Here is a 22,128-nt window from a genome sequence, read left to right as displayed (position 1 = left end):
GTGACATGACTCCATTCGATACGAGCCTCGTACCCAACGGCGACATCCTGATCGGCGGCGAGTGGCGGCGCGGTCGCGGCGCGCCTTACGCGAGCATCTACCCGGCCGACCAGTCGCTGAACATGGAAGTATCGACGGCGAACGCGGAAGACGCGGCCGAAGCCGTCGTGGCCGCCGACGCCGCGTGGCGCCGCGCCGACTGGGCCGGCCTCAAGCCGCACCAGCGCGCGCTGGTGCTGTACCGGATCGCCGACCTGATCATGCAGCGTCACGAGGCGCTCGCGAACCTGCAGCGCCGCGACAACGGCAAGCCGATCGGCGAGACGCGCGTGCTGGTGGCGAGCGCCGCCAACACGTTCCGCTATTTCGCGGCGTGCCTGGAAACGCTCGACGAGGAACTGACACCGTCGCGCGGCGACTACCTGACGATGAGCGTGCACGAGCCGATCGGCGTGATCGCGGCGATCACGCCGTGGAATTCGCCCATCGCATCCGACGCGCAGAAGCTCGCGCCGGCGCTCGCCGGCGGCAACGCGGTGGTGCTCAAGCCGGCCGAAGTCACGCCGCTCGTGTCGCTCGCGCTGGCCCGCATCTGCGAGGAGGCCGGCGTGCCGAAGGGCGTGCTGAGCGTGCTGCCGGGCAAGGGCTCGGTGATCGGCGACGTGCTCGTGCGCCATCCGCTCGTGAAGAAGGTGTCGTTTACCGGCGGCACCGAAGTGGGCCGCGGCATCGCGCGCATCGCCGCCGAGAAGCTGATGCCCGTGTCGCTCGAACTCGGCGGCAAGTCGCCGACGATCGTGTGCGACGACGCCGATCTCGATCACGCGGTCAATGGCGTGCTGTACGGCATCTTCAGTTCGTCGGGCGAGGCGTGCATCGCGGGTTCGCGCCTGTTCGTGCAGCGCGCGATCTACGACACGTTCATGCAACGCCTCGTCGAAGGCGCGCGCAAGCTGCGCGTGGGCGACCCGACGCGGCCCGACACGCAGATGGGCCCGCTGATCACCGCGAAGCATCGTGAATCGGTGGAGCGCTACGTCGCGCTCGGGCTGGAGGAAGGCGGCCGCCTGCTGTGCGGCGGCGCGCGGCCGTCGGGCGACGGGCGCGAGGACGGCTTCTTCTACCAGCCGACGATTCTCGAAGGTTTGCCGAACACCGCGCGCATCTGCCAGGAAGAAATCTTCGGACCGGTGCTGGTCGCGATACCGTTCGACGACGAAGCGTCGCTGATCGCGCAGGCGAACGACAGCGTGTTCGGCCTTGCCGCCGGCATCTGGACGCGCGACTACAAGCGCGCATGGCGCATTGCGCGCGCGCTCGAGACGGGCACCGTCTGGATCAACACGTACAAGCTGTTTTCGATCTCCACGCCGTTCTCGGGCTGGAAGGAGAGCGGGATGGGCCGCGAGAAGGGCCGTCTCGGCATCCGCGAGTACATGCAGCAGAAGAGCCTCTACTGGGGCTTGAACGACGCGCCGCTGCCGTGGGCGAACTGAGCGAAGGGGAATGACGCAATGAGCATCTTGGGTATCGAGCAGATCACGTACGGTGTCGACGACCTCGCGACGTGCCGGCGCTTTTTCGCCGACTGGGGGCTGAAGGAAGTCGCGCACGACGACACGCGCGCACGTTTCGAAACGCTGAACGGCTGCACCGTGCTGGTCGTCAAGGCCGACGATCCGTCGCTGCCGCCGGCGTTCGAGGCGGGTCCGACGCTGCGCGAGGTGACGTGGGGTGTCGCGACGAAGCAGGAACTCGACGCGCTGCGCACGAAACTGGCTGGCCAGCCCGGCTATTACGCGCACGAGGACGCGGTGGGTTGCATCGATCCGAACGGCATGGCGATTCGCGTCGAAGTCACGCGCAAGCGCGAACTCGACATCACCGGCTCGCCGTCGAACGTGTGGGGCCAGACGCTGCGCGTCGACCAGCCGAGCCCGATTTATCCGCGCGCGGAACCGGTCGAGGTTGGCCACGTGGTGTTCTTCACGAACTGCCTCGACGCGCAGGAAACGTTCTATCACGAGCTGCTCGGCTTCGAGACGTCGGATCGCTATCCGGGCCGCGGCGCGTTCATGCGTTGCGCGCCGCATGGCGGCCACCACGACCTGTTCCTGCTCGCGTTGCCGAACGGCAAGCGCGGCCTGAACCACGTCGCGTTCACCGTGCGGGACATCCACGAAGTGTTCGGCGGCGGCATGCACATCGACCGCTGCGGCTGGGAAACGCAACTCGGCCCGGGCCGTCATCCGGTGTCGTCCGCGTATTTCTGGTACTTCCAGAACCCGGCTGGCGCGCTGATCGAGTACTACGCGGACGAAGACGTGCTGACGCCCGAGTGGCAGCCGCGCGAATTCGAACCTGGCCCGACCGTGTTCGCCGAATGGGCCGTCGACGGCGGCCTCGACGGCAACACGCGCCGGCAGAAGGACGCGAAGGCGCCGGAAGGCAAGTTCATGACGGAGCGCAAATCATGACCGAAGCGAACTCGCAGGAGCCGGCCCTGCCGGGCACGGTCGTCGTGGTCGGCGGCGGCCAGGCCGCCGGCTGGGTGCTGAAGACGCTGCGCGCGGAAGGGTTCGCGGGCCGCCTCGTGATGATCGCCGACGAGCCGCACCTGCCGTACGAACGCCCGCCGCTGTCGAAAGCCGTGCTGGCCGGCGATGCCGACATCGAAACGGTACGCGTCGTGCGTCCCGACGAATTCGACGCGCTGAACGTCGAGGCGTGGCAGCCGGAACGCGCGGCGTCGATCGACCGCGCGCGCCGCGTGGTGAAGACCGAAAGCGGGCTCGAGATCGAATACGACCGTCTCGTGATCGCGACTGGCGGCACGTCGCGTCGCTTGCCTGACGCAATCGTCAGGACACCGAACCTGCACTACCTGCGCACGCTCGACGAAGCGGCCGCGCTCGGCGAGAAGCTGCGTGCGAGCCGGCGCGTGCTCGTGATCGGCGGCGGCTGGATCGGCCTCGAAGTCGCTGCGACCGCACGCAAGCTCGGCGTCGAAGCGGTCGTCGTCGAAGGCGCTCCGCGTCTGTGCGGACGGTCGGTGCCGCAGATCGTGTCGGACTTCCTGCTCGACCTGCATCGCGCGAACGGTGTCGACGTGCGTCTCGGCGCGGCGCTCGCATCGCTCGACGCGCAACCGGACGACGCGTCGAAGGTGCGCGCGACGCTCGCCGACGGCACGACGATCGACGCCGATTTCGCGGTGGCCGGCATCGGCCTCGCGCTGAACGCGACGCTGGCGAGCGACGCGGGCCTGGCGATCGACGACGGCATCGTGGTCGACGAATTCGGTGCGACCAGCGACCCGGCGATCTTCGCGTGCGGTGACGTCGCGAATCATCACAACGGCTGGCTGAAGCGGCGCGTGCGGCTCGAATCGTGGGCGAACGCGCAGAACCAGGCGATCGCGGCTGCGAAGGCCGTGCTCGGCGTGCGCGCGCCGTACGCGGAGATTCCGTGGTTCTGGTCCGATCAGTACGACGTGAACCTGCAGATCCTCGGCGATCTGCCGGCCGATGCGCAGCTCGTCGTGCGCGGCGACCTCGCCGCGCGCCGCGCGACGCTGTTTTTCGTAGGCGATGGGCATGTGAGAGGTGTCATCGCCGTCAACAACGCACGCGAGCTCAAGCTCGCACGCAAGTGGATGAACCAGGGCCGGGCTGTGGATACGGAAGCCCTGGCGGACACGACCAAACCGCTTGCCTGACCGGCGAACGATCCAGGAGACCCCCCGCATGAGCACTTTCGACAACGTCGTGGCCGGCAGGGCCACGATGGAAGCTGCCGCCTCCACGCCCGGCGCGATCATCGCGCGGCTCGAGCGGCTTCCGACCAACGCGATGCAGATCCGCGCGCGTGTGCTGATCGGCACCGCCACGTTCTTCGACGGCTTCGACGTGATCACGATCGCGGCGACGCTGCCGCTGCTGATTCACAAGTGGGGGCTGTCGCCGACGCAGATCGGCATGCTGATCGCGTCCGGCGCGATCGGCCAGCTGATCGGTGCGTTCCTGTTTCCCGCGCTCGCGGAAAAGCATGGCCGCGTGAAGGCGATCGCGTGGAGTTCGGCCGTGATCGGCATCACGAGCATCGCGTGCGGTTTCGCGCCGACGTTCGAGATATTCGTGCTCCTGCGGATCTTGCAGGGGCTCGGTCTCGGCGGCGAACTGCCGGTCGCAGCCACGTACATCAACGAAATCACGCGTGCGCACGGTCGCGGCCGCTTCGTGCTGTTGTATGAAATCGTGTTTCCGATCGGTTTGCTGGTGTCGATGGCGCTGGGCGCATGGCTCGTGCCACGGTTCGGCTGGGAGATCATGTACTTCGTCGGCGGGCTGCCGTTGATCCTCGCGCTGGTGCTCACGCATCTCGTGCCGGAATCGCCGCGCTGGCTCGCATCGCGCGGGCGCCTCCCCGAAGCCGGGCGCGCGGTCGGTGTGTTCGAATCGTCGGTGCGCGGCGAACTGCCGCCGGTCACGCAGGTGGCCGCGTACGACGAGATGGTGCGCCAGCACCCGAAGCGCCGGATGAGCGACCTGTTCAGCGCCGCGTATCGCAAGCGCACGCTTGCCGTGGCGACGCTCTGGGCGACCTGCGGGTTCATCCAGTACGGGCTGTCCACGTGGCTGCCGACGATCTACAAGAACTTCTATCACGCGCCGTTGCAACTCGCGCTGAATCTCGCGGTGATCGGCTCGGTGATGGGCGTGCTCGGGTCGCTTGCGTCGGCGCTGCTCGTCGACAAGCTCGGACGCAAGCCGGTGATCGTGTGGTCGTTCGTGCTGTGCGCGCTGTCGTTGGCGTTCGCGGGCCTCTATCACGCATCGTCGGTGTACGTCGTCGCGGTGTTCTGCTCGCTGTCGCTGGGGCTGATGGCATCGGGCTTCATCACCGCGTACGTCTATACGCCGGAGCAGTATCCGACGAGCATCCGTGCGTCGGGCTGCGGACTCGGCAGCGCGTGGCTGAAGATCGCGTCGTTCGCGGCGCCGATGATCGTGCCGCACGCGATCATCGGCGGCAGCCTCGCGCCGGCGTTCTACCTGATCGGCATCGTGCCGCTGATCGCGGCGGTGACCGTGCACTTCGTCGGGATCGAGACGAAAGGCAAGGTGCTGGAGGCGCTCGAAGCGTAAGCGCGGCTGGCCGCAACGGCTGACGTGGAAGGCCCGGACATCGTCCGGGCCTTCTTGTTTTCCGGCGATCGCGTTCGGCGTTCGCGACCGAGCGGCGCGGGTAGTGCGGTGCGTCCGGTGCGAACGAATGTCGCATCGGCATCGTTTCGCGGTGGACTTAGAGTCGAACGGTAGCGAACGCAACGATACCGGGAGGATGACGAACGATGGCCAAGACATTTCCGCTGCATCCTGGGCATCCGGAGCGGATCTGCTGGGGATGCGACAACTACTGCCCGACGCATGCGATGCGGTGCGGCAACGGCTCCAGCCGCACGCAGCACCCGAGCGAACTGCTCGGCGACGACTGGTATCGATACGGCGATTGGGGCATCGACTATGCGGACGATGAAAACGACGAGGCAACCGCGGCGCCGGCTGGCGGGCAGTCGTAGCGACAAGTTGTCCCACCGCGTGCGCGCGCTTTCTTGACCTGCATCACGCTAGCGAAAGGCGCGCTGAAACATCATGAAAAAGATGCATAAAGCACGCATCTTGAAGCGGGCGAGACGCCCGGCGGCCCGGAACACGCTTCCCACCGCCGCTCGCGCCGACCCGCGCCCCCATGATCGAGAAAGGAGAGCACCGTGTTTTGCTATCAATGCGAACAGACCGACCGGACCGGCGCACGGCCCGGCTGCGCATCGGCGAAGGGCAACTGCGGCAAGGACGAGACGACGGCCGATCTGCAGGACCTGCTGGTTCATGCGGTGAAGGGCATCGCGCAGTACGCCGCGATCGCGCGCACGATGGGCGAGCCAGACCGTGAGGCCGACCGCTTCGTGCTGTACGCGATGTTCACCACGCTGACCAACGTGAACTTCCATGCGGCGCGCTTCGTCGCGCTGTTGCGCGAAGCAGCACAGACGCGCGATCGTGTGAAGGCCGCGTGCGAAGCGCACGCACGGGCGGCTGGCACGGCCGTGCCGGTGCTGACGGGGCCCGCCGCGTGGCAGCCGGCGGACGATCTGGCCGGCTTGCTGAAGCAGGCGGCGCGCGTCGGCATCGATGCGGGCCTTGACACGGTGGGTGCCGATATCGTCGGGCTGCGTGCGCTGGTGCTGTACGGGCTGAAGGGCGTGTGCGCGTATGCGCATCATGCGAAGGTGCTGGGCTACGAACGCGACGACGTGTACGAGGGCGTCGAAGCGGCACTCGCGTTTCTCGCGGGCGATCCCGACGACGTCAACGCGCTGCTCGCGCAGGCGCTCGATCTTGGCCGGCTGAACCTGACGGTGATGGAATTGCTGGACAACGCGAACACCGGCCGCTTCGGTGCGCAACAGCCGACCGCGGTGCGCGTGTCGCCGGTGGCCGGCAAGGCGATCCTCGTGTCCGGCCACGATCTCGGCGATCTGCATGCGTTGCTCGAACAGACGGCGGGCACAGGCATCCAGGTCTATACGCACGGCGAGATGTTGCCGGCTCACGCGTATCCGACGCTGAAAGCCTTTGCGCATCTGGCCGGCAACTACGGGGGCGCGTGGCAGGACCAGCAGAGCGACTTCGCGCATTTCCCCGGGCCGGTCCTGATGACGTCCAACTGCATCATCGAGCCGTTGCCGCAATACCGGCAGCGGATCTTCACGACCGGGCCGGTCGGCTGGCCGGGCGTGCGTCATCTCGAGCATCACGATTTCTCGATGCTGATTCGTGCCGCTCAGGCACTGCCCGGATTCCCGGCCACCGCGCCGGAGGAGACGATCACGGTCGGGTTTGGCCGGCATGCGGTGCTGGGCGTCGCGGACAAGGTGATCGACGCGGTGAAGGCAGGGCAGATCCGCCACTTCTTCCTGATCGGCGGCTGCGACGGCGCGGCGCCGGGCCGCAACTACTATACCGAGTTCGCGGAACAGGCACCCGACGACACGGTCGTGATGACCCTCGGCTGCAACAAATACCGGTTCAACCGGCACGCGTTCGGCGATATCGGCGGCATTCCGCGCCTGCTCGACGTCGGGCAGTGCAACGACAGCTATTCCGCGATCCGGATCGCGACCGCGCTCGCCGATGCGTTCGAATGCGGCGTGAACGACCTGCCGCTGTCGCTCGTCATCTCGTGGTTCGAACAGAAGGCGGCCGCGGTGCTGCTGACGCTGCTCGCACTTGGGATCCGCAACATCCGGCTCGGGCCGTCGCTGCCGGCGTTCATCACGCCGGGCGTGCTCGCGGTGCTGGTCGATCAGTTCGGGATCCAGCCGATCGGTGAGGCAGACACGGATCTGGCCGCGGCGCTCGCGCGCAAGGCAGCATGAACGGGATCGTTCGATGAGCTACCGGATCGAGATCACGACGCGCGACGGCGCGCCGTTCGGCTTCGACTGCGAGCCCGGCCAGGATCTGCTCGCGGCGGCGGCGCAGGCAGACATCACGCTGCCGTCGCAATGCCGACGCGGCAGCTGCGGTGCCTGTCAGGCGACCGTCGTCGACGGCCCGTACGAGATGCGGGACCACAGCGCCGACGCGTTGCCGGCCGGCCAGCCCGGCGCGGTGTTGCTGTGCCGGACGACGCCGCGCGGCGATCTGCGGGTCGCCGCGCCGTACGACCGCGCCAAGGTGCTGCTGCAGCCGGTGCCCGTGCGCACCGCGAGGATCGCGGCGCTCGATACCATCGCGCGCGACACGATGCGCGTCGAGCTGCAGATCGAGCCCGACGACGCGTTCGGCGCGGCTGCGGAGTTCGAAGCCGGCCAGTTCGCGGAACTGGAGGTGCCAGGCAGCGGTGTGCGCCGTCCATATTCGCTCGCGAACACGAGCAACTGGGACGGCCGCCTGGAATTCCTGATCCGGTTGCGGCCGGGCGGCTGGTTCTCGGCTTATCTGCGCGAGCGCGCGCGGCACGGCGACCCGCTGACCGTGCGCGTGCCGATGGGCGGATTCGGCCTGTTCGCGGACAGCCTTCGGCCACGCTGGTTCGTCGCGGGCGGCACGGGGCTTGCGCCGGTCCTGTCGATGCTCAGGCGCATGGCCGAGTATCAGGAGGCGGGCGACGCACGGCTGTTCTTCGGCGTCAATGAGGAAAGCGAACTTTTCATGCTCGACGAGCTGGAGAGATTGCAGGCCGAGTTGCCGCAACTGCGGATCGACTTGTGCGTATGGCGACCGGGCACGGCATGGGTCGGGTTCCGCGGGACGCCGGTCGATGCGTTGCGCGAGGCGCTTGCGCAGGCCGAAGTGCTGCCGGATGTGTACGTATGCGGGCCGCCGCCGCTCGTCGAGGGCGCACGGGGAGTTGCCGTTGCGGCCGGCGTGCCGGACGCGCAATTCGCGAGCGAACGATTCACCGTGTGATGCGCGTGCGGCGCGTTGCCGTGACGCAGGCGCGGTGCGCGATCCGGCAGGCGGCTTGCCGGATGGCCCGGTCGAACGTACGCTTTGTCGACACCCCGGCCCACCAGCAGGTTATCGACCATGCAAGCCCATCCTTTGCGTCTTTCCCTCGGCGACGATCTGCGCGCATCGGTCGAGCAGGCATTGTGCCGGCTCGACACACACGCGGCATTCGTGATCCAGGGGATCGGCAGCCTGACCGTCGCGCAGTTGCGCTTTGCCGGTGTCGACGCGCCGACCGAACTGCGCGGCGACCTCGAGATCCTGACGCTGGCCGGTTCGGTCTCGCCGGACGGCGCGCACCTTCATATGTCGGTGTCCGATGCGAACGGCCGCGTGTCGGGCGGACACGTCGCGAGCGGTTGCATGGTGCGGACGACCGCCGAGATCCTGCTCGTGCTGTTGCCCGCATATCGTTTCTCCCGTGAACCCGATGCAGGGACCGGGTTCAACGAGCTGGTGATTCGTCCGGAGTCAGGCTGATCGTGCGCACGGTCTGGCGCAGGTGACCGATGCGGCTTACCCCGGCACGAACACCCCCATCGCCGCGATCGCCATCGCGACCGTCGCGGCCCAGCCGCCCCACGCCAGCGCGCCCGTCACGGCGAACTTGCCCATGATGCGTCGGCTGCCGGCCATCAGCATCATCACGATCATGATCGGAACCGCGGTCACGCCGTTGATGACCGCACTCCAGTAGAGCGCGCGGATCGGGTCGAAATGCATGAACGTGATCGCGACGCCGCCCACGATCGCGAGGGCGATCACCGCATAGAATTCGGGCGCGACGCCGAGCCGAAGCGCGAGGCTGTTGCGCCAGCGGAAGCTGCCCGAGGCCGCATACGCGGCCGATCCGGCGAGCACCGGCAACGCCAGCAGGCCGGTGCCGACGATCCCGAGCGCAAACAGCATGTACGCGAAGTGCCCGGCAATGGGCTCGAGCGCGCGCGCGGCATCGGCGGACGTCTTCACTTCGATGTGGTGCATGTTGAGCGTGGCCGCTGCGGTCAGCGTGATGAAGAACGCAATGACGTTCGATACGCCCATGCCGACCCAGGTATCGAAGTTGATTCGTCGCAACTGCGCGGGTGCCTGATGCGGTGCGTGCCGCAACGCGTGCTGGTTCGGCTCCGCATGCAGTTCCTCGACCTCCTGCGACGCCTGCCAGAAAAACAGATAAGGGCTGATCGTGGTGCCGAGCACGGCGATGACCGTGGTCAGGTAGGCGGCGGTCAGCTGGATATGCGGCCACACGATCGCGCGGCCGACCTCGCCCCAATGGACGGGCACGATGAGCGCCACCGCGACATACGCGAGCAGGACCAGCGCGATCCATTTGAGCAGGCGTGCATACCGGTCGTACGGCACGAAAATCTGCAGCACGGCCGACACGCCGCCCAGACAGACGACATAGAGTTCCTGAGGGCCGTGCAGCAGGAGATTGACCGCCGCGCCCATCGCCGACAGGTCGGCCGCGATGTTGATCACGTTCGCGATCAACAGCAATGCCACTGCGCTGTAGAGCAGCCATGACGGGTAGTGCGCGCGCATGTTCGACGCGAGGCCTTTGCCCGTCACGCGGCCGATGCGCGCGCTGACCAGCTGGATCGCCGTCATCAGCGGATAGGTCAGCAGCAGCGACCAGAGCAGTTCGAATCCGAACTGCGCACCCGCCTGCGAATAGGTTCCGATGCCTGACGGATCGTCGTCGGCGGCACCGGTGACGAGGCCCGGCCCGAGGCGCCGGAGCCACGTTGCCGCGCGCGGACGAGGCTGCGCGGTATCGAGGGACTCGTTGTCGTTCATGTCGGCGGCCCGTGGGAAGGGGGCAACCGAGCCGCAATCGGCGTGCCCGGGCCATGGGACGGGCGGCGCCGGTCGGCTGATGCGTGTCGAACGCCGAGCGCGGCGCAGCAGAAAACCGGCTTGGCCGAGGCGCGGGAAGCGGGGCTGCGGGAGAAAACGGACCGGGCGCTCGCGAACGAGGGCGGCCGGACCGCGGCGCGAAGGGCGCAGCAGCGGCGATACGCGTCGGCGCGAGCGACGGGGCGTGCCCGACGTGCCGCGTCGGCCGCTCGACGGTTGCATCGCGCGCCGGATTGACGGCGTGTCGTCGGCTGTCGGTGGCACGTCAGTGCCGGCGGTGCGGAATGCAAAAGACGGAAAGCCCCCGGGTGTGACCGTCTCCGGGTCAGGGGCGCGCCATGAGCGCAACCGGTCCGGCGGCGCCCGTTCGGCGTCAACGGTCAGTCATTGCAACATCCCGATTGCTGCGCCCGGTCACCAGGCAGCCGGACATGAACGCCTCGCTCTGGCTGCTGGCGGCCGCGTTGCCGAAGCCTCGGCTGAGCGCATCGTATTTCACCTGCTCGGCACCCTGCGAACACGCCATCGGGCTGGCGTCGCGGCCTTGCGCGTGCAGCAGCGCCCGATCGCCGATCAGGTAGGCCAGCAGCGCGAAAAACGCGATGTGTACCACTCGTCTCATGATTCGTCTCCTCGTTGCCGAAGCGTAACGCGGACACGTTTCGTGAAGCACTTGGGGCTTCCCCCGGTAAACGTCTGCTGAAACGGCGACATGCCTGTTGTAATTGCGTCCCGTTCTTGTGCCGCGCGAACGCGGAAGGGGCAGTGGCCGGCCGTACCGGCGCGCGATTGACGCGAGTTTGACGAATGTCAGGGTACGGGCAGGGCGAGACGGTCGCGCCGGCACTCAAAGCGATAGCATCAATGCATGTTTCAACGGAACGCAATGCGCGCAAGCGATGGGCGCAGCGGATCCGAACGCAACAGGCACGTGCCGAACATCGCTATCGAAATAGTGAGGAATCCAAATGCTTAACGTCTCTTCCGTGCTGATCAGTCTCGCGCCGATGTGGGCCATTCTGCTGATTGCGTCTTCCGCCGCGACCTATCTGGTGTTCTGGCGCAAGGTCATCAAGTAAGCGCCGCACCGTTCATCGCACTGCCGTCACCGGCACATTCGAGATCCGCACGAGCCGATCCATCACGCTGCGACGGAACATCGACAGCATCGCGTGAAACGGATCCTGCCGCGGCGCAACGACGACGATTTCGTCGCAGCCGGTCTCGGCCGCGACGGCCGCGATCGTGTCGGCCACCGGCCCGACCTTCTTCACGATGCTGTATCGGACACCGGCTTCCCGCAACACCCGCTCCGCCATCGCCAGATCGTCGCACGCGAACTTGTCCTCGATCGACTGAAGCCTCGACAGCGGGTGAAACGCCTCGAGCCGCGTCGCCTCGAGCGGCGCCTGCACGTTGATCAGCACGATCTCGGATGCGCAACGTTCGCGATACAGGAAGGTCGCGTGGCGAACCGCCTGCAGCGAGCGAGGCGAATGTCCGACCGGAACCAGCAGTTTGAGCATGGAAAATGCTCCGTAGTCGAGATGTTCCCAGCGTAGTGCGCCGCCGGATCGCGCGACCTAAAGAGATTGGGCGGCCGCGTAAAAATGTCGTTAACGTCCGTCGCCTCGTGTTGCGCCTATTAGAAATATAAGAAATTTTAGTTTATGCGCATAAACGTTTACACCAGTCGAACGAGTGGCAGCCCGACACAGGCCGATTTAGTCGAATCCTCAATGAATCGCGGCGGAAAATATCGGAGGTTGGCCATCCGGCGTCGCGTAGAGTAGAGCATCGACCGCGGCGCGGCCGCTTTCCGGCGCCTTCCCGGCCGTTCGGGACGGACTGCCGCCACCGCGCGGCCAGCCATTCCATTCCGATTCCAGGAGACCTCGCATGCCGCACGGCGCCCCGCAGCTTCTCGCTCCCGCTTCCATCACCGTCGACCCGATCGTGCGCCTGTCGGCCGGCGAGCTCGCGTCGGCGATCCGTGGCAAGGCGGTGTCGTGCGTCGAGACGATGCGTGCCTATCTCGATCACATCGAGCGGGTGAATGGCGCGGTGAACGCGCTGATCTCGCTGCGCGATCGCGCCGTGCTGCTCGCCGAAGCCGCGGAAAAGGACGCCGCGCTGGCCCGCGGCGAGTATCACGGCTGGCTGCACGGGATGCCGCAGGCGCCGAAGGATCTCGCGATGACCAAAGGGCTGCGGACGACCTACGGCTCGCCGATTTTCCGCGAAAACGTGCCGCAGGGCGATTCGGTCGGCGTCGGTCGAATGCGTGCGGCGGGCGCGATCTTCATCGGCAAGACCAACACGCCGGAGTTCGGCCTCGGCTCGCATACGTTCAACGAAATCCACGGCGCGACACGCAATCCGTACGACCTGACGAAGAGTGCCGGCGGCAGCAGCGGCGGCACGGCGGCGGCGCTCGCCGCGCGCATGCTGCCGGTCGCGGATGGCAGCGACTTCGGCGGCTCGCTGCGCAATCCGGCCGCGTTCTGCAACATCTACGGGTTCCGTCCGTCGCAGGGCCGCGTGCCGCGCTGGCCGGGCGTCGACGTGTTCATGCAGCAGCTCGGCATCGAAGGGCCGATGGGCCGCACGGTCGGCGACGTCGCGCAGCTGCTCGCGATCCAGGCCGGCTACGACCCGAACGATCCGCTGTCGCTTGCGGAGGATCCGGCCGCGTTCGCGAAGCCGCTCGACAAGGACCTGCGCGGCGAGCGCATCGCGTGGGTCGGCGACTGGAACGGTTATCTCGCGACGGAGCCGGGCGTGCTCGCGCAGTGCGAAACGGGCCTCGCGACGCTGCGCGAGATCGGCTGCGACGTCGATGCGGCGCTGCCGGCGTTCGCCCCCGAGCGCATCTGGCGCCTGTGGCTCGCGCATCGACATCTGTTGTCCGGTGGCGGGCTGCTCGCGCACTATCGCGATCCGGCACGGCGCGCGCTGCTGAAGCCCGAGGCGATCTACGAGGTCGAAGGGCTGCTCGCGATGCAGGGTGCCGAGGTGTTCGACGCGAGCGTCGAGCGCACCGCGTGGCACCAGGCGGTGCTGAGCTTCTTCGATCGCTACGACTTCATCGCGGCACCGACCGCGCAGGTGTTTCCGTTCGACGTCGAGCAGCGCTGGCCGAAGGAAATCGCGGGCCGCGCGATGGACACCTACCACCGCTGGATGGAAACGGTCGTGCCGTGGACGCTGGCCGGCTGCCCGGTGATCAGCGTGCCGGTCGGCTTCAACGACGCGGGGCTGCCGATGGGGATGCAGCTGATCGGCCGGCCGCGCGCGGACCTCGCGGTGCTGCAGCTCGCGCGTGGCTACGAGCAGGCGGCCGACTGGGTCGGCCGGCGGCTGCCGGCGTGGATGGCTGCGTGATGCGTGCCGCGGTGTCGATCGCGGATGTCCGAAACAAGTGCTATTGATGCGGAAAAGGAACGAATCCGGACGCGTGCCCGACATCGCGCGGCAATCGCGGACGAATGCGCGCGGCGAGTCGGGACCGCGGCGCAATTGCAAGCCGCTGCGGCGCGCGATTTCGTTTCGATGTGTTTCAGTCGTTGCGGCGGCGCGTGACGCGCTTCGACAATATTGGCCTCAATCATTCGGGTACGAGGCAAACAGATGAAGCATATTCGCGCGACGGGCAAGCACCTGGCATCGGCGGGCATCGCATTCGGCATCCTGCTGGGCGCCAACGGCGCCGCGCATGCGCAGCTCGACCTGCAGTCGATCGGCTCGGCGCTGCTCGGCGGCGGGCCGCAACAGGCCGCACCCGCGCAGGGCGGCGTCGCGCAGCTGATGCAGGCGTACGTCGGCGCGAACCAGCAGGTGCTGGCCGGGCAGTCGTCGCTCGCGTCGGCGATGGGGCTCACCGGCGCGGCCGGGCAGGCGCAGCAGGCCGCCAGCCTGCTCGGTGGCGGCAACGCGTTGACGCCGGCCGTGCTGTCGCAGATGGGCGGCGCGCAGCAGTCGGTGTCGCAGGCGCTTGGCCAGGCGTTCGCGAGCGGCGGCCCGACCCACGGCCCGATCGACAAGCAGGCGTTCAGCAACGGCCTCGCATCGCTCGGCCAGGGCCTCACGCAGTATTCGCAGCTGCAGTCGGGGCTTGGCAATCTCGGTTCGACCAGCGCCGCTTCGCTGCTCCAGTCGGGCCTGAATCCGCAGAACATGCAGGCCGCGTCGTATATCGCGCAAAGCGCGCCGGGCCAGTTGCAGTCGCTCGCGTCGACGCTCAGCCAGGCCGTGCAGTTCGCGACGAGCCAGGGCATTTCGGTGCCGGCGGTCGCGTCGTCCGCGCTGAAGCTGCTGCCGTAACGCAGCCGCACCCCGCGCGCCGCGGTGCCGGCGGCGCGCGGCGATCCGGGATGGCCCCGCGCAACATGGGGATATCGCGCGATGCTATCGTTGTGCGTTTCCCGTTCCCGGTGCCGGTTCATGACTGACTCGTTCGACCTCCCGCGCTACTTCGCCCGCATCGGCTACGACGGCCCGGCCGAGCCGACGCTCGACGTGCTGCGCCGGCTGCATCTGCTGCACCCGCAGGCGATCCCGTTCGAAAACCTCAATCCGCTGACCGGCGCACGTGTCGCGCTCGACCTGCCCGCGATCGTCGACAAGGTGATCGGGCGCCGCCGCGGCGGCTACTGCTTCGAACTCAACAAGCTCTTCCACACCGCGCTTACGACGATCGGTTTTCGCGTGACGCCGCTGATCGCGCGCGTGCGCTGGATGCGGCCGCCCGAGGTCGTCACCGCGCAGACGCACATGCTGCTGCGCATCGATCTCGATGGCGCGACGTGGCTCGCGGACATCGGCTTCGGCAGCGCGACGCTGACCGCGCCGCTGCGCTTCGTGCCGGGCGAGCGGCAGCTGACGCCGCACGGCGCGTTTCGCATCGTCGGCGCGCCAGTCGACGGCGAGTTCGACATGCAGTTCGAGATCCCCGACGGCTGGCAGACGACTTACCGCTTCTCGCTGAAACCGGCCGAGTGGATCGATTACGACGCCGCGAACTGGTTCACGTCGACCTATCCCGAATCGATCTTCGTGAACGACCTGATCGCCTGCCGCGTGCTGCCGGACGGCCGCGCGGCGCTGTTCAACACCGTGCTGACGGTGCGCGACGCGGCGGGCGCGGGGCGCACCGTCACCTTCGACGACGCGGCCGCGTGGGGCGCGTGCCTGCGCGACACGATCGGCATCGATACGAGCGGCTTCGATCTCGACGCGCTGTTCACCCGGATGGCCGCGCGGGTGAACCCGATGTAAGGGTGTGGCGAGCGGCGGGGCGTCGACGTCCGCCGCGCCGCCGGTTCCGGTCTCCCGATTGACATTTGCTAGATTGCTAGCATACTAGCAGACATGACCGACGAAGAAGTGAAGCAATTCAATGTGTACCTGCCGCTGAGCCTGATCCGGCAGGTCAAGCATCGCGCCATCGAAACGGAACAGTCGCTGTCCGCGCTGGTGGCCGACGCATTGCGCGCGTATCTGGCCGCTCCGCAGCCGGGGGCCGGGCCGTCCACCACGGAGGAATGACATGTCATCCGAGCGAATCGAAGCCGTGTACCTGACGACGCACAACTGGGGCAAGTCCGCAAAGTTCTTCCAGGCGCTGGGCTTCACGCTGGAATTCGAAACCGATCACAACTCGGGCCAGCTGAGAAACGGCGACGGGCCGTTTCTGTTCATCGCCGAAGTGCCGGCCGGCGAGACGCCTGCCATGCAGGTCGTGCTGAAGGTGCCCGACGAGCAGGCGGTCCGGCCGCAGCCGATCGTCGACGTGGTCACTCCGTTCGAGGATACGCACTGGGGTACGCGCGACATGACCGTGCGCGATCCCGACGGCCGTGTCTGGCGCCTGCAGGCGCCGGGCAAGCCGGGCGCGTGAGGCCGCGGCGATGACCGACCTCCATCGGGACGCCCCCGACAGCACCGCCGAACGCGTCGCGCTGTGGCGCGCGCTGCACGTCGAACTCGATGCGCCGCCGCACGTGCTCGCCGACGAAGTCGGCCTGCGCCTGCTCGCGCCGGCGCCCGGCTGGCATCAGCGCGGCGACATGGATCCGCGGTTCACGCAGCCGTTTCGCGCATCGATCGTCGCGCGGGCGCGCTTCATCGAGGATCTCGTCGTCGAGCACGCCGCGCGGGGCGTGAGCCAGTACGTGATCCTCGGCGCGGGCCTCGACAGCTTCGTGCAGCGCCGGCCGGAGATGGCGTCGCGCCTGACCGTCTTCGAGGTTGATCCGCCCGTGCCGCAGGCGTGGAAGCGCCGCCGGCTGACCGAGCTTGGCTTCGGCGTGCCGGACTGGCTGCGGCTCGTGCCGTTCGATTTCGAAGCGAAGCAGTCGTGGCGCGACGCGCTCGTGCGCGCTGGCTTCGATCCTGGCAAGCCGGCGGTCGTCGTGTCCACCGGCGTCAGCATGTACCTGACGCGCGACGCGAACGCGGCGGCGTTGCGCGAAGTCGCGTCGCTCGCGCCGGGTTCGACGTTCGCGATGACGTTCCTGCTGCCGCTCGAGCTTGCAGATCCGAGTGTGCGTCCGGGGCTCGAAATGGCCGCCAAAGGCGCGCGCGCGAGCGGCACGCCGTTCATCAGCTTCTTCATGCCGGAGGAGATCCGCGCGCTCGCGACGGAGGCCGGCTTCGCACGGGCCGAGCACGTGTCGGCCGCGGAGCTTGCACGTCGCTACTTCGCCGACCGCAGCGACGGTCTGCGTCCGCCGGACAACGCGGAAGAGCTGCTCGTCGCGACGGTGTGATCCCGGCGCGACCCGGGCTCACCCGTCACGCACGTTCGAGCACGGCCATCTCGCGCACGACCACGAGCAGCACCGCGAGGCTCGCGCCGCCCGACGCGCGCAGGTCGGCGAGCAGGTGCTCGTAGCGCTGCAGCGCGGCGTCGCGGCGTTCGCGCCACGCATGGACGATCGTCTCGGGCGCCGTCGAGTCGGCCGATTCCGCGAGCGCGCTGGTGGCGAGCGTGCGCTTGAGCCGCGCGACCTCCGCGAGCGCGGCCGCACGCGCCAGCATGTCCCAGTGCGTCGGGGTCGGCAGCGTGGCCGCGCGTTCGCCGATCCACCCGTAGTTCAGCAGCGTGCCGAGCGAGAAGTAGACGCCCGCGACCAGTTCGAGGCTGCGATCGCAGGTCGCGGCCACTTCGGCGATGTCGAGCAGCGCGGCGGAGATGTCGCCGCTCGCGACGCGCACCGCGAGCGCGCTGTCGACGCCGGCATCGACCAGCACGCGCTGCCGCTCGGACAGCGCTTCCAGATCGTCGGCCGGCAGCAGCGACGGCAATTGCGGCGCAATGCGCTGCACCGCGTCGCGGCAGCGCGCGATCAGTCCGGCGACGCCGCCGTTGGCCACCGCGCCCGACTGAAGCTGCCGCAGGAACCACAACGCCGCGCGTTCCAGCAGCCGCGCGACGTCGACGAACATGCGCGCCTGCACGTCGTCGGCGACGCGGTTGTCGAGTGCGTCGATGTCGCGCCATACCGCATCGAGATCGAACACGTCGCGCGCCATGATGCAGGCGCGCACGATGTCGCCAGGCTTCGCATCGGTTTCCTCCATCAGCCGGTGCACGAACGCGCAGCCGACCCGGTTGACGAGCGCGTTGGTCAGGTGCGTCGCGAGGATCTCGCGGCGCAGCGGGTGGCGATGCATCGGTTCGCTGAATCGCTGTTGCAGCGGCTTCGGGAAATAGTCGACGAGCATCGCGGCGACGAGCGGATCCTCGGGCACGTCGGATTCGAGCAGCGCGTCGTACAGCCACATCTTGCTGTAGGCGAGGAGCACCGCGCGCTCCGGCGACGTGAGCCCCTGTTTCGCGGCCTGCCGTTCGGCGATCTCGTCGTCGGTCGGCAGGAACTCGATCACGCGGTTCAGGCGGCCCGCGCGTTCGAGCCAGCGCATCAGGCGCGCCTCGGCGTCGAGCAGATCGACGCTGTAGCGGCCCGCGATCGACAGCGCCTGCGTCTGGTAGTAGTTGTCGCGCAGCACGAGCAGCCCGACTTCGTCGGTCATTTCCGCGAGCAGGGCGTTGCGCTGCTTCTCGGTCATCTCGCCGTCGGAGACGACGAGCCCGAGCAGGATCTTGATGTTGACTTCGTGATCCGAACAATCGACGCCGGCCGAGTTGTCGATCGCGTCGGTGTTGATGCGGCCGCCGCGCTGCGCGAACTCGATGCGGCCGAACTGCGTGCAGCCGAGGTTGCCGCCTTCGCCGACGACCTTGCAGCGCAGGTCCGCGCCGTTTACCCGCACCGCGTCGTTCGCGCGATCGCCGACCTGCTGGTGGGTTTCGCGCGCGGCCTTCACGTAGGTGCCGATGCCGCCGTTGTAAAGCAGGTCGACAGGCGCCTGCAGGATGGCGCGGATCAGCTCGGTCGGCGGCAGCGCGTGCGCGTCGATGCCGAGCGCGGCCTGCACGGCCGGCGACAGCGGGATCGTCTTCGCGGTGCGTGGGTAGACGCCGCCGCCTGCCGAGATGACGGATGTGTCGTAGTCGGCCCAGCTCGAGCGTTCAAGCGCGAACATCCGCTGGCGCTCCGCGAAGCTCGTCGCCGGATCGGGGTTCGGGTCGAGGAACACGTGCCGGTGATCGAACGCCGCGACGAGCCGGATATGCGGCGACAGCAGCATCCCGTTGCCGAACACGTCGCCCGACATGTCGCCGACGCCGACCACGGTGAAGTCGGTCGTCTGCGTGTCGATGCCCATCTCGCGGAAGTGCCGCTTGACCGATTCCCACGCGCCGCGCGCGGTGATCGCCATCTTCTTGTGGTCGTAGCCGACGGAGCCGCCGGACGCGAATGCATCGTCGAGCCAGAAGCCGTATTCGTGAGAGATCGCGTTCGCGTAGTCGGAGAACGTGGCCGTGCCCTTGTCGGCCGCGACGACGAGATACGGATCGTCGGGGTCGTGCCGCACCACGTCGGGCGGCGGTACGATTGCGTTGCCGGCGAGATTGTCGGTCAGGTCGAGCAGGCCGCGCAGGAACGTCTGGTAGCACGCGACGCCCTCGCGCATCCACGCCTCTCGATCGCTCGGCGGCGGCGGGTTCTTCACGACGAAGCCGCCTTTCGAGCCGACCGGCACGATCACGACGTTCTTCACCATCTGCGCCTTCATCAGCCCGAGCACCTCGGTGCGGAAGTCCTCGCGACGGTCGGACCAGCGCAGCCCGCCGCGCGCGACGCGCCCGCCGCGCAGGTGCACGCCCTCGACGCGCGGCGAGTACACCCAGATCTCGAACATCGGCTTCGGCTCGGGCAGGCCGGGCACCTTCGCCGGATTGAACTTGAACGACAGGTACGGCTTCGATTCGCCGTTCGCGTCGTGCAGGAAATAGTTGGTGCGCACGGTCGCGTTGATCACGCCGAGGAACTGGCGCAGGATCCGGTCCTCGTCGAGGTTCGGCACCTGGTCGAGCGCCGTCTCGATCGCCTTCAGCAGGTGTTCGACCTGCACGTCGCGCGTGCCGCCGGTGGCCGGGTCGAAGCGCAGCAGGAACAGTTCGACCAGTTGCCGTGCGATCGCCGGGTTGCCGGTCAGCGCGCGCTCGATATAGGCATCGCTGAACGTCGAGCCGACCTGCCGCAGGTATTTCGCATACGCGCGCAGGATCGTGACCTCGCGTGCGCTCAGGTGCGCGCGCAACACGAGACGGTTGAAGTCGTCGTTCTCGATCCGGCCGGTCCAGATCCGGTCGAACGCGTCCTCGAACAGGCCCTTCACGCGCTCGATGTCGAATTCGGTATCGTCCGCGAGTTCGAGGCCGAAGTCATGCACCCACGCGGGCGCGGCATCCTGCGTCTGGATCCGGTACGGCCGCTCCTCATCGACGCGCACGCCGAGATGCTCGAGCATCGGCAGGCTGCGCGACAGCGCGATCGGGTCACCCGCGCGATACACCTTGAAGCGGAATGCGCGCGCCTCGGCCTCGATCGGGCGGTACAGGTTCATCGCGAGCTGGCCCGACTCCTTCACGCGCTCGATCAACTCGATGTCGCGCACGGCCGTGCGCGCCGGGTAGTCGTCGCGATAGCCGGCCGGGAACGAGTCCGCATAGCGCTGCAGCAGGCGGTTGCCTTGTTCTTCTCCGAAGGCGTCGAGCAGCGCGTCCGCGAGATCGTCTTGCCAGCGGCGCGTGACCTGCACGAGCCGCGTTTCGAGCTCGCGCGTGTCGACGTCGGGCATCGTGCCCGGTTCCGCATGGACGACGAAATGAATTCGCGCGATCGCCGATTCCGACAGCAGCGGCGTGAACTCGACGGTCACGCCGTTGTACGCGTCGACGAGCAGCTTCGCGATGCGGCGGCGCAGGTCGGTGTTGTACTTGTCGCGCGGCACGAACGCGAGGCACGACACGAAGCGGTCGAAGCGGTCGCGCCGCACGAACAGGCGCGTGCGCTGGTGTTCCTGCAGGCGCAGGATGCCGAGCGCGATGTCGTAGAGCTGATCCTCGTCGGCCTGGAACAGTTCGTCGCGCGGATAGGTTTCGAGCACCGTCACCAGCGACTTGCCGAGATGTCCCTTCGGCAGGAAGCCCGCACGCTTCACGATGTTCGCGCATTTGCGGCGCACGATCGGGATTTCGGTGTACGAACCGAAATACGACGTCGACGTGTACAACCCGATGAAGCGGCGTTCGCCGGTCACCTTGCCGTCGGCGCCGACCAGTTTGACGCCGACGTAGTCGAGATAGCCGGGCCGGTGCACGGTCGCGCGCGAGTTCGCCTTGGTCAGGAAGATGGGCCAGGGGCCGGTGACGATCTCCGCGGCCGCCGGCGGCAGCGGCGTCACGTCGGGCGCGCCGGGCGTGCGCAGTGATTCGCGCAGCAGGCCGAAGCCGGAGCCTTCCACGCCGCGCAGGCCGAAGCCCGTGCCGTCGGACACGAGCGCGTAGTCGCGCTGGCCCAGGAACGTGAAGTGATCGGCGGCCATCCACTCGAGGAACGCGCGCGCCTCGATGTCTTCCGCGGTGGATTCGCGGGCCTTCATGTCCTTGATCGTCGCGCGCGCGATGTCGACGATCTTCGGCCAGTCCTCGACCGACGCGCGCACATCGCCGAGCACGCGCGCGATGTCGTCGCGCAGCGTGTCGAGCAGCGCGGCGTCGCCGCAGCGATCGACTTCGAAGTGAATGAACGACGCGAGTTGCGACTGGCCGTCGCCGGGCGTCGCGCCACCGGCGTCGACACGCTCGATCCCGCCGTTGCCGGCGCGCCAGATGCGGAACACCGGGTGCAGCGCGGAGTGCAGCGCGAGCCCGAGGCGATTGACGGCCATCGTCACCGAATCGACCAGGAACGGCATGTCGTCGTTGACGATCTCGATCACCGTATGGTCCGAGTGCCAGCCGTGCTGTTCGAGGATCGGGTTGTAGACGCGCAGCCGCTCGCTGCCGGGCACGAATTTCTGGGCGGTCTGCCAGTGCGCCATCGCGGCGCCGTAGAGGTCGGCGATGCCGCGATTCTGCAGATCATCGGCGTCGACGAAATCGTAGTAATGACGCAGGAACGGTTCGACGATTCGGAACGTGGCTTCGGGCAGCCGCCCGCGCGCGAATTCGACGACATCGGAGAGCAGGTGTGCGACGACTTCCTCGTTCTTCGCTTCCATGGCGGTCTCCCGGGTGGCCACTGGCTGCTGCGTGTGTTCGGCATTATGCGCCGATTGATGTGCCGATTGATGTGCCGGTTGCGTGACGGAGCGATGTGCGGGCGCACAA

The 22,128-nt window shown here is 67.8% G+C and carries 18 protein-coding genes; 14 read left to right on the top strand and 4 right to left on the bottom strand.

Annotated features, from left to right (window positions below):
* Positions 1–5: 5 nt before the first annotated feature.
* The 8 genes from BTE28158_RS02660 (at position 6) to BTE28158_RS02625 (ending at position 8,999) form a co-directional block, all read left to right on the top strand.
* Complete coding sequence (locus tag BTE28158_RS02660) at positions 6–1,496, top strand: aldehyde dehydrogenase (protein ID WP_151048627.1); 1,491 nt, start codon at positions 6–8, stop codon at positions 1,494–1,496.
* 18 nt (positions 1,497–1,514) lie between these two features.
* Positions 1,515–2,477 (top strand): VOC family protein, encoded by a 963-nt coding sequence (locus tag BTE28158_RS02655; protein WP_151048626.1) that lies wholly within the window; start codon positions 1,515–1,517, stop codon positions 2,475–2,477.
* Positions 2,474–3,718, top strand: a complete 1,245-nt coding sequence (locus BTE28158_RS02650) for an NAD(P)/FAD-dependent oxidoreductase (RefSeq protein ID WP_059608462.1) — start codon at positions 2,474–2,476, stop codon at positions 3,716–3,718. Before BTE28158_RS02655 ends, BTE28158_RS02650 begins: the two co-directional genes overlap by 4 nt.
* A gap of 28 nt (positions 3,719–3,746) precedes the next feature.
* Complete coding sequence (locus BTE28158_RS02645; protein WP_151048625.1) at positions 3,747–5,147, top strand: MFS transporter; 1,401 nt, start codon at positions 3,747–3,749, stop codon at positions 5,145–5,147.
* A 206-nt stretch (positions 5,148–5,353) separates the two neighbouring features.
* Positions 5,354–5,581, top strand: coding sequence for a DUF3079 domain-containing protein (locus BTE28158_RS02640; RefSeq protein ID WP_151048624.1), 228 nt, complete (start codon positions 5,354–5,356; stop codon positions 5,579–5,581).
* 192 nt (positions 5,582–5,773) lie between these two features.
* Positions 5,774–7,441: a hydroxylamine reductase gene (gene hcp, locus BTE28158_RS02635; protein ID WP_151048623.1), complete on the top strand. Its 1,668-nt coding sequence runs from the start codon at positions 5,774–5,776 to the stop codon at positions 7,439–7,441.
* A 13-nt stretch (positions 7,442–7,454) separates the two neighbouring features.
* Entirely contained in the window at positions 7,455–8,477 is a 1,023-nt protein-coding gene (locus BTE28158_RS02630) for a 2Fe-2S iron-sulfur cluster-binding protein (protein ID WP_151048622.1), read from the top strand.
* 120 nt (positions 8,478–8,597) lie between these two features.
* Complete coding sequence (locus BTE28158_RS02625; RefSeq protein ID WP_151048621.1) at positions 8,598–8,999, top strand: PPC domain-containing DNA-binding protein; 402 nt, start codon at positions 8,598–8,600, stop codon at positions 8,997–8,999.
* Between the two features lie 36 nt (positions 9,000–9,035).
* Here BTE28158_RS02625 and BTE28158_RS02620 read toward each other — a convergent pair whose 3' ends face one another.
* The 3 genes from BTE28158_RS02620 to BTE28158_RS02610 all read right to left on the bottom strand — a co-directional run bounded on the left by BTE28158_RS02620 (position 9,036) and on the right by BTE28158_RS02610 (position 11,908).
* Positions 9,036–10,322 (bottom strand): NRAMP family divalent metal transporter, encoded by a 1,287-nt coding sequence (locus BTE28158_RS02620; protein WP_151048620.1) that lies wholly within the window; start codon positions 10,320–10,322, stop codon positions 9,036–9,038.
* Positions 10,323–10,755: 433 nt separating this feature from the next.
* Complete coding sequence (locus BTE28158_RS02615) at positions 10,756–11,004, bottom strand: hypothetical protein (RefSeq protein ID WP_059608455.1); 249 nt, start codon at positions 11,002–11,004, stop codon at positions 10,756–10,758.
* A gap of 469 nt (positions 11,005–11,473) precedes the next feature.
* Complete coding sequence (locus tag BTE28158_RS02610; RefSeq protein ID WP_059608454.1) at positions 11,474–11,908, bottom strand: universal stress protein; 435 nt, start codon at positions 11,906–11,908, stop codon at positions 11,474–11,476.
* Between the two features lie 373 nt (positions 11,909–12,281).
* On the opposite strand from BTE28158_RS02610, the gene BTE28158_RS02605 reads away from it, so the two are divergent.
* From BTE28158_RS02605 to BTE28158_RS02580, 6 genes are all read left to right on the top strand, one after another.
* A complete protein-coding gene (locus BTE28158_RS02605; protein ID WP_151048619.1) occupies positions 12,282–13,766 on the top strand; it encodes an amidase in 1,485 nt (494 codons plus the stop codon).
* Positions 13,767–14,012: 246 nt separating this feature from the next.
* The gene (locus BTE28158_RS02600; RefSeq protein WP_151048618.1) at positions 14,013–14,705 is read left to right on the top strand and encodes a hypothetical protein; all 693 of its coding nucleotides are present in this window, start codon (positions 14,013–14,015) and stop codon (positions 14,703–14,705) included.
* Positions 14,706–14,825: 120 nt separating this feature from the next.
* Complete coding sequence (locus tag BTE28158_RS02595; RefSeq protein ID WP_151048617.1) at positions 14,826–15,659, top strand: arylamine N-acetyltransferase family protein; 834 nt, start codon at positions 14,826–14,828, stop codon at positions 15,657–15,659.
* Positions 15,660–15,752: 93 nt separating this feature from the next.
* Positions 15,753–15,929, top strand: coding sequence for a ribbon-helix-helix domain-containing protein (locus tag BTE28158_RS02590; RefSeq protein WP_124629012.1), 177 nt, complete (start codon positions 15,753–15,755; stop codon positions 15,927–15,929).
* Position 15,930: 1 nt separating this feature from the next.
* Positions 15,931–16,281: a VOC family protein gene (locus BTE28158_RS02585; RefSeq protein ID WP_151048616.1), complete on the top strand. Its 351-nt coding sequence runs from the start codon at positions 15,931–15,933 to the stop codon at positions 16,279–16,281.
* 10 nt (positions 16,282–16,291) lie between these two features.
* Complete coding sequence (locus tag BTE28158_RS02580; protein WP_151048615.1) at positions 16,292–17,152, top strand: class I SAM-dependent methyltransferase; 861 nt, start codon at positions 16,292–16,294, stop codon at positions 17,150–17,152.
* A 25-nt stretch (positions 17,153–17,177) separates the two neighbouring features.
* Here BTE28158_RS02580 and BTE28158_RS02575 read toward each other — a convergent pair whose 3' ends face one another.
* Positions 17,178–22,019 carry an NAD-glutamate dehydrogenase gene (locus BTE28158_RS02575; RefSeq protein WP_151048614.1) on the bottom strand — a complete coding sequence of 1,614 codons (4,842 nt, stop codon included), beginning with the start codon at positions 22,017–22,019 and terminating at the stop codon, positions 17,178–17,180.
* Positions 22,020–22,128 lie beyond the last annotated feature (109 nt).

Origin of the sequence: Burkholderia diffusa (assembly GCF_902499115.1) — a bacterium.
GTDB lineage: Bacteria > Pseudomonadota > Gammaproteobacteria > Burkholderiales > Burkholderiaceae > Burkholderia > Burkholderia diffusa.
This window is presented reverse-complemented; position numbering and strand designations above follow the sequence as displayed.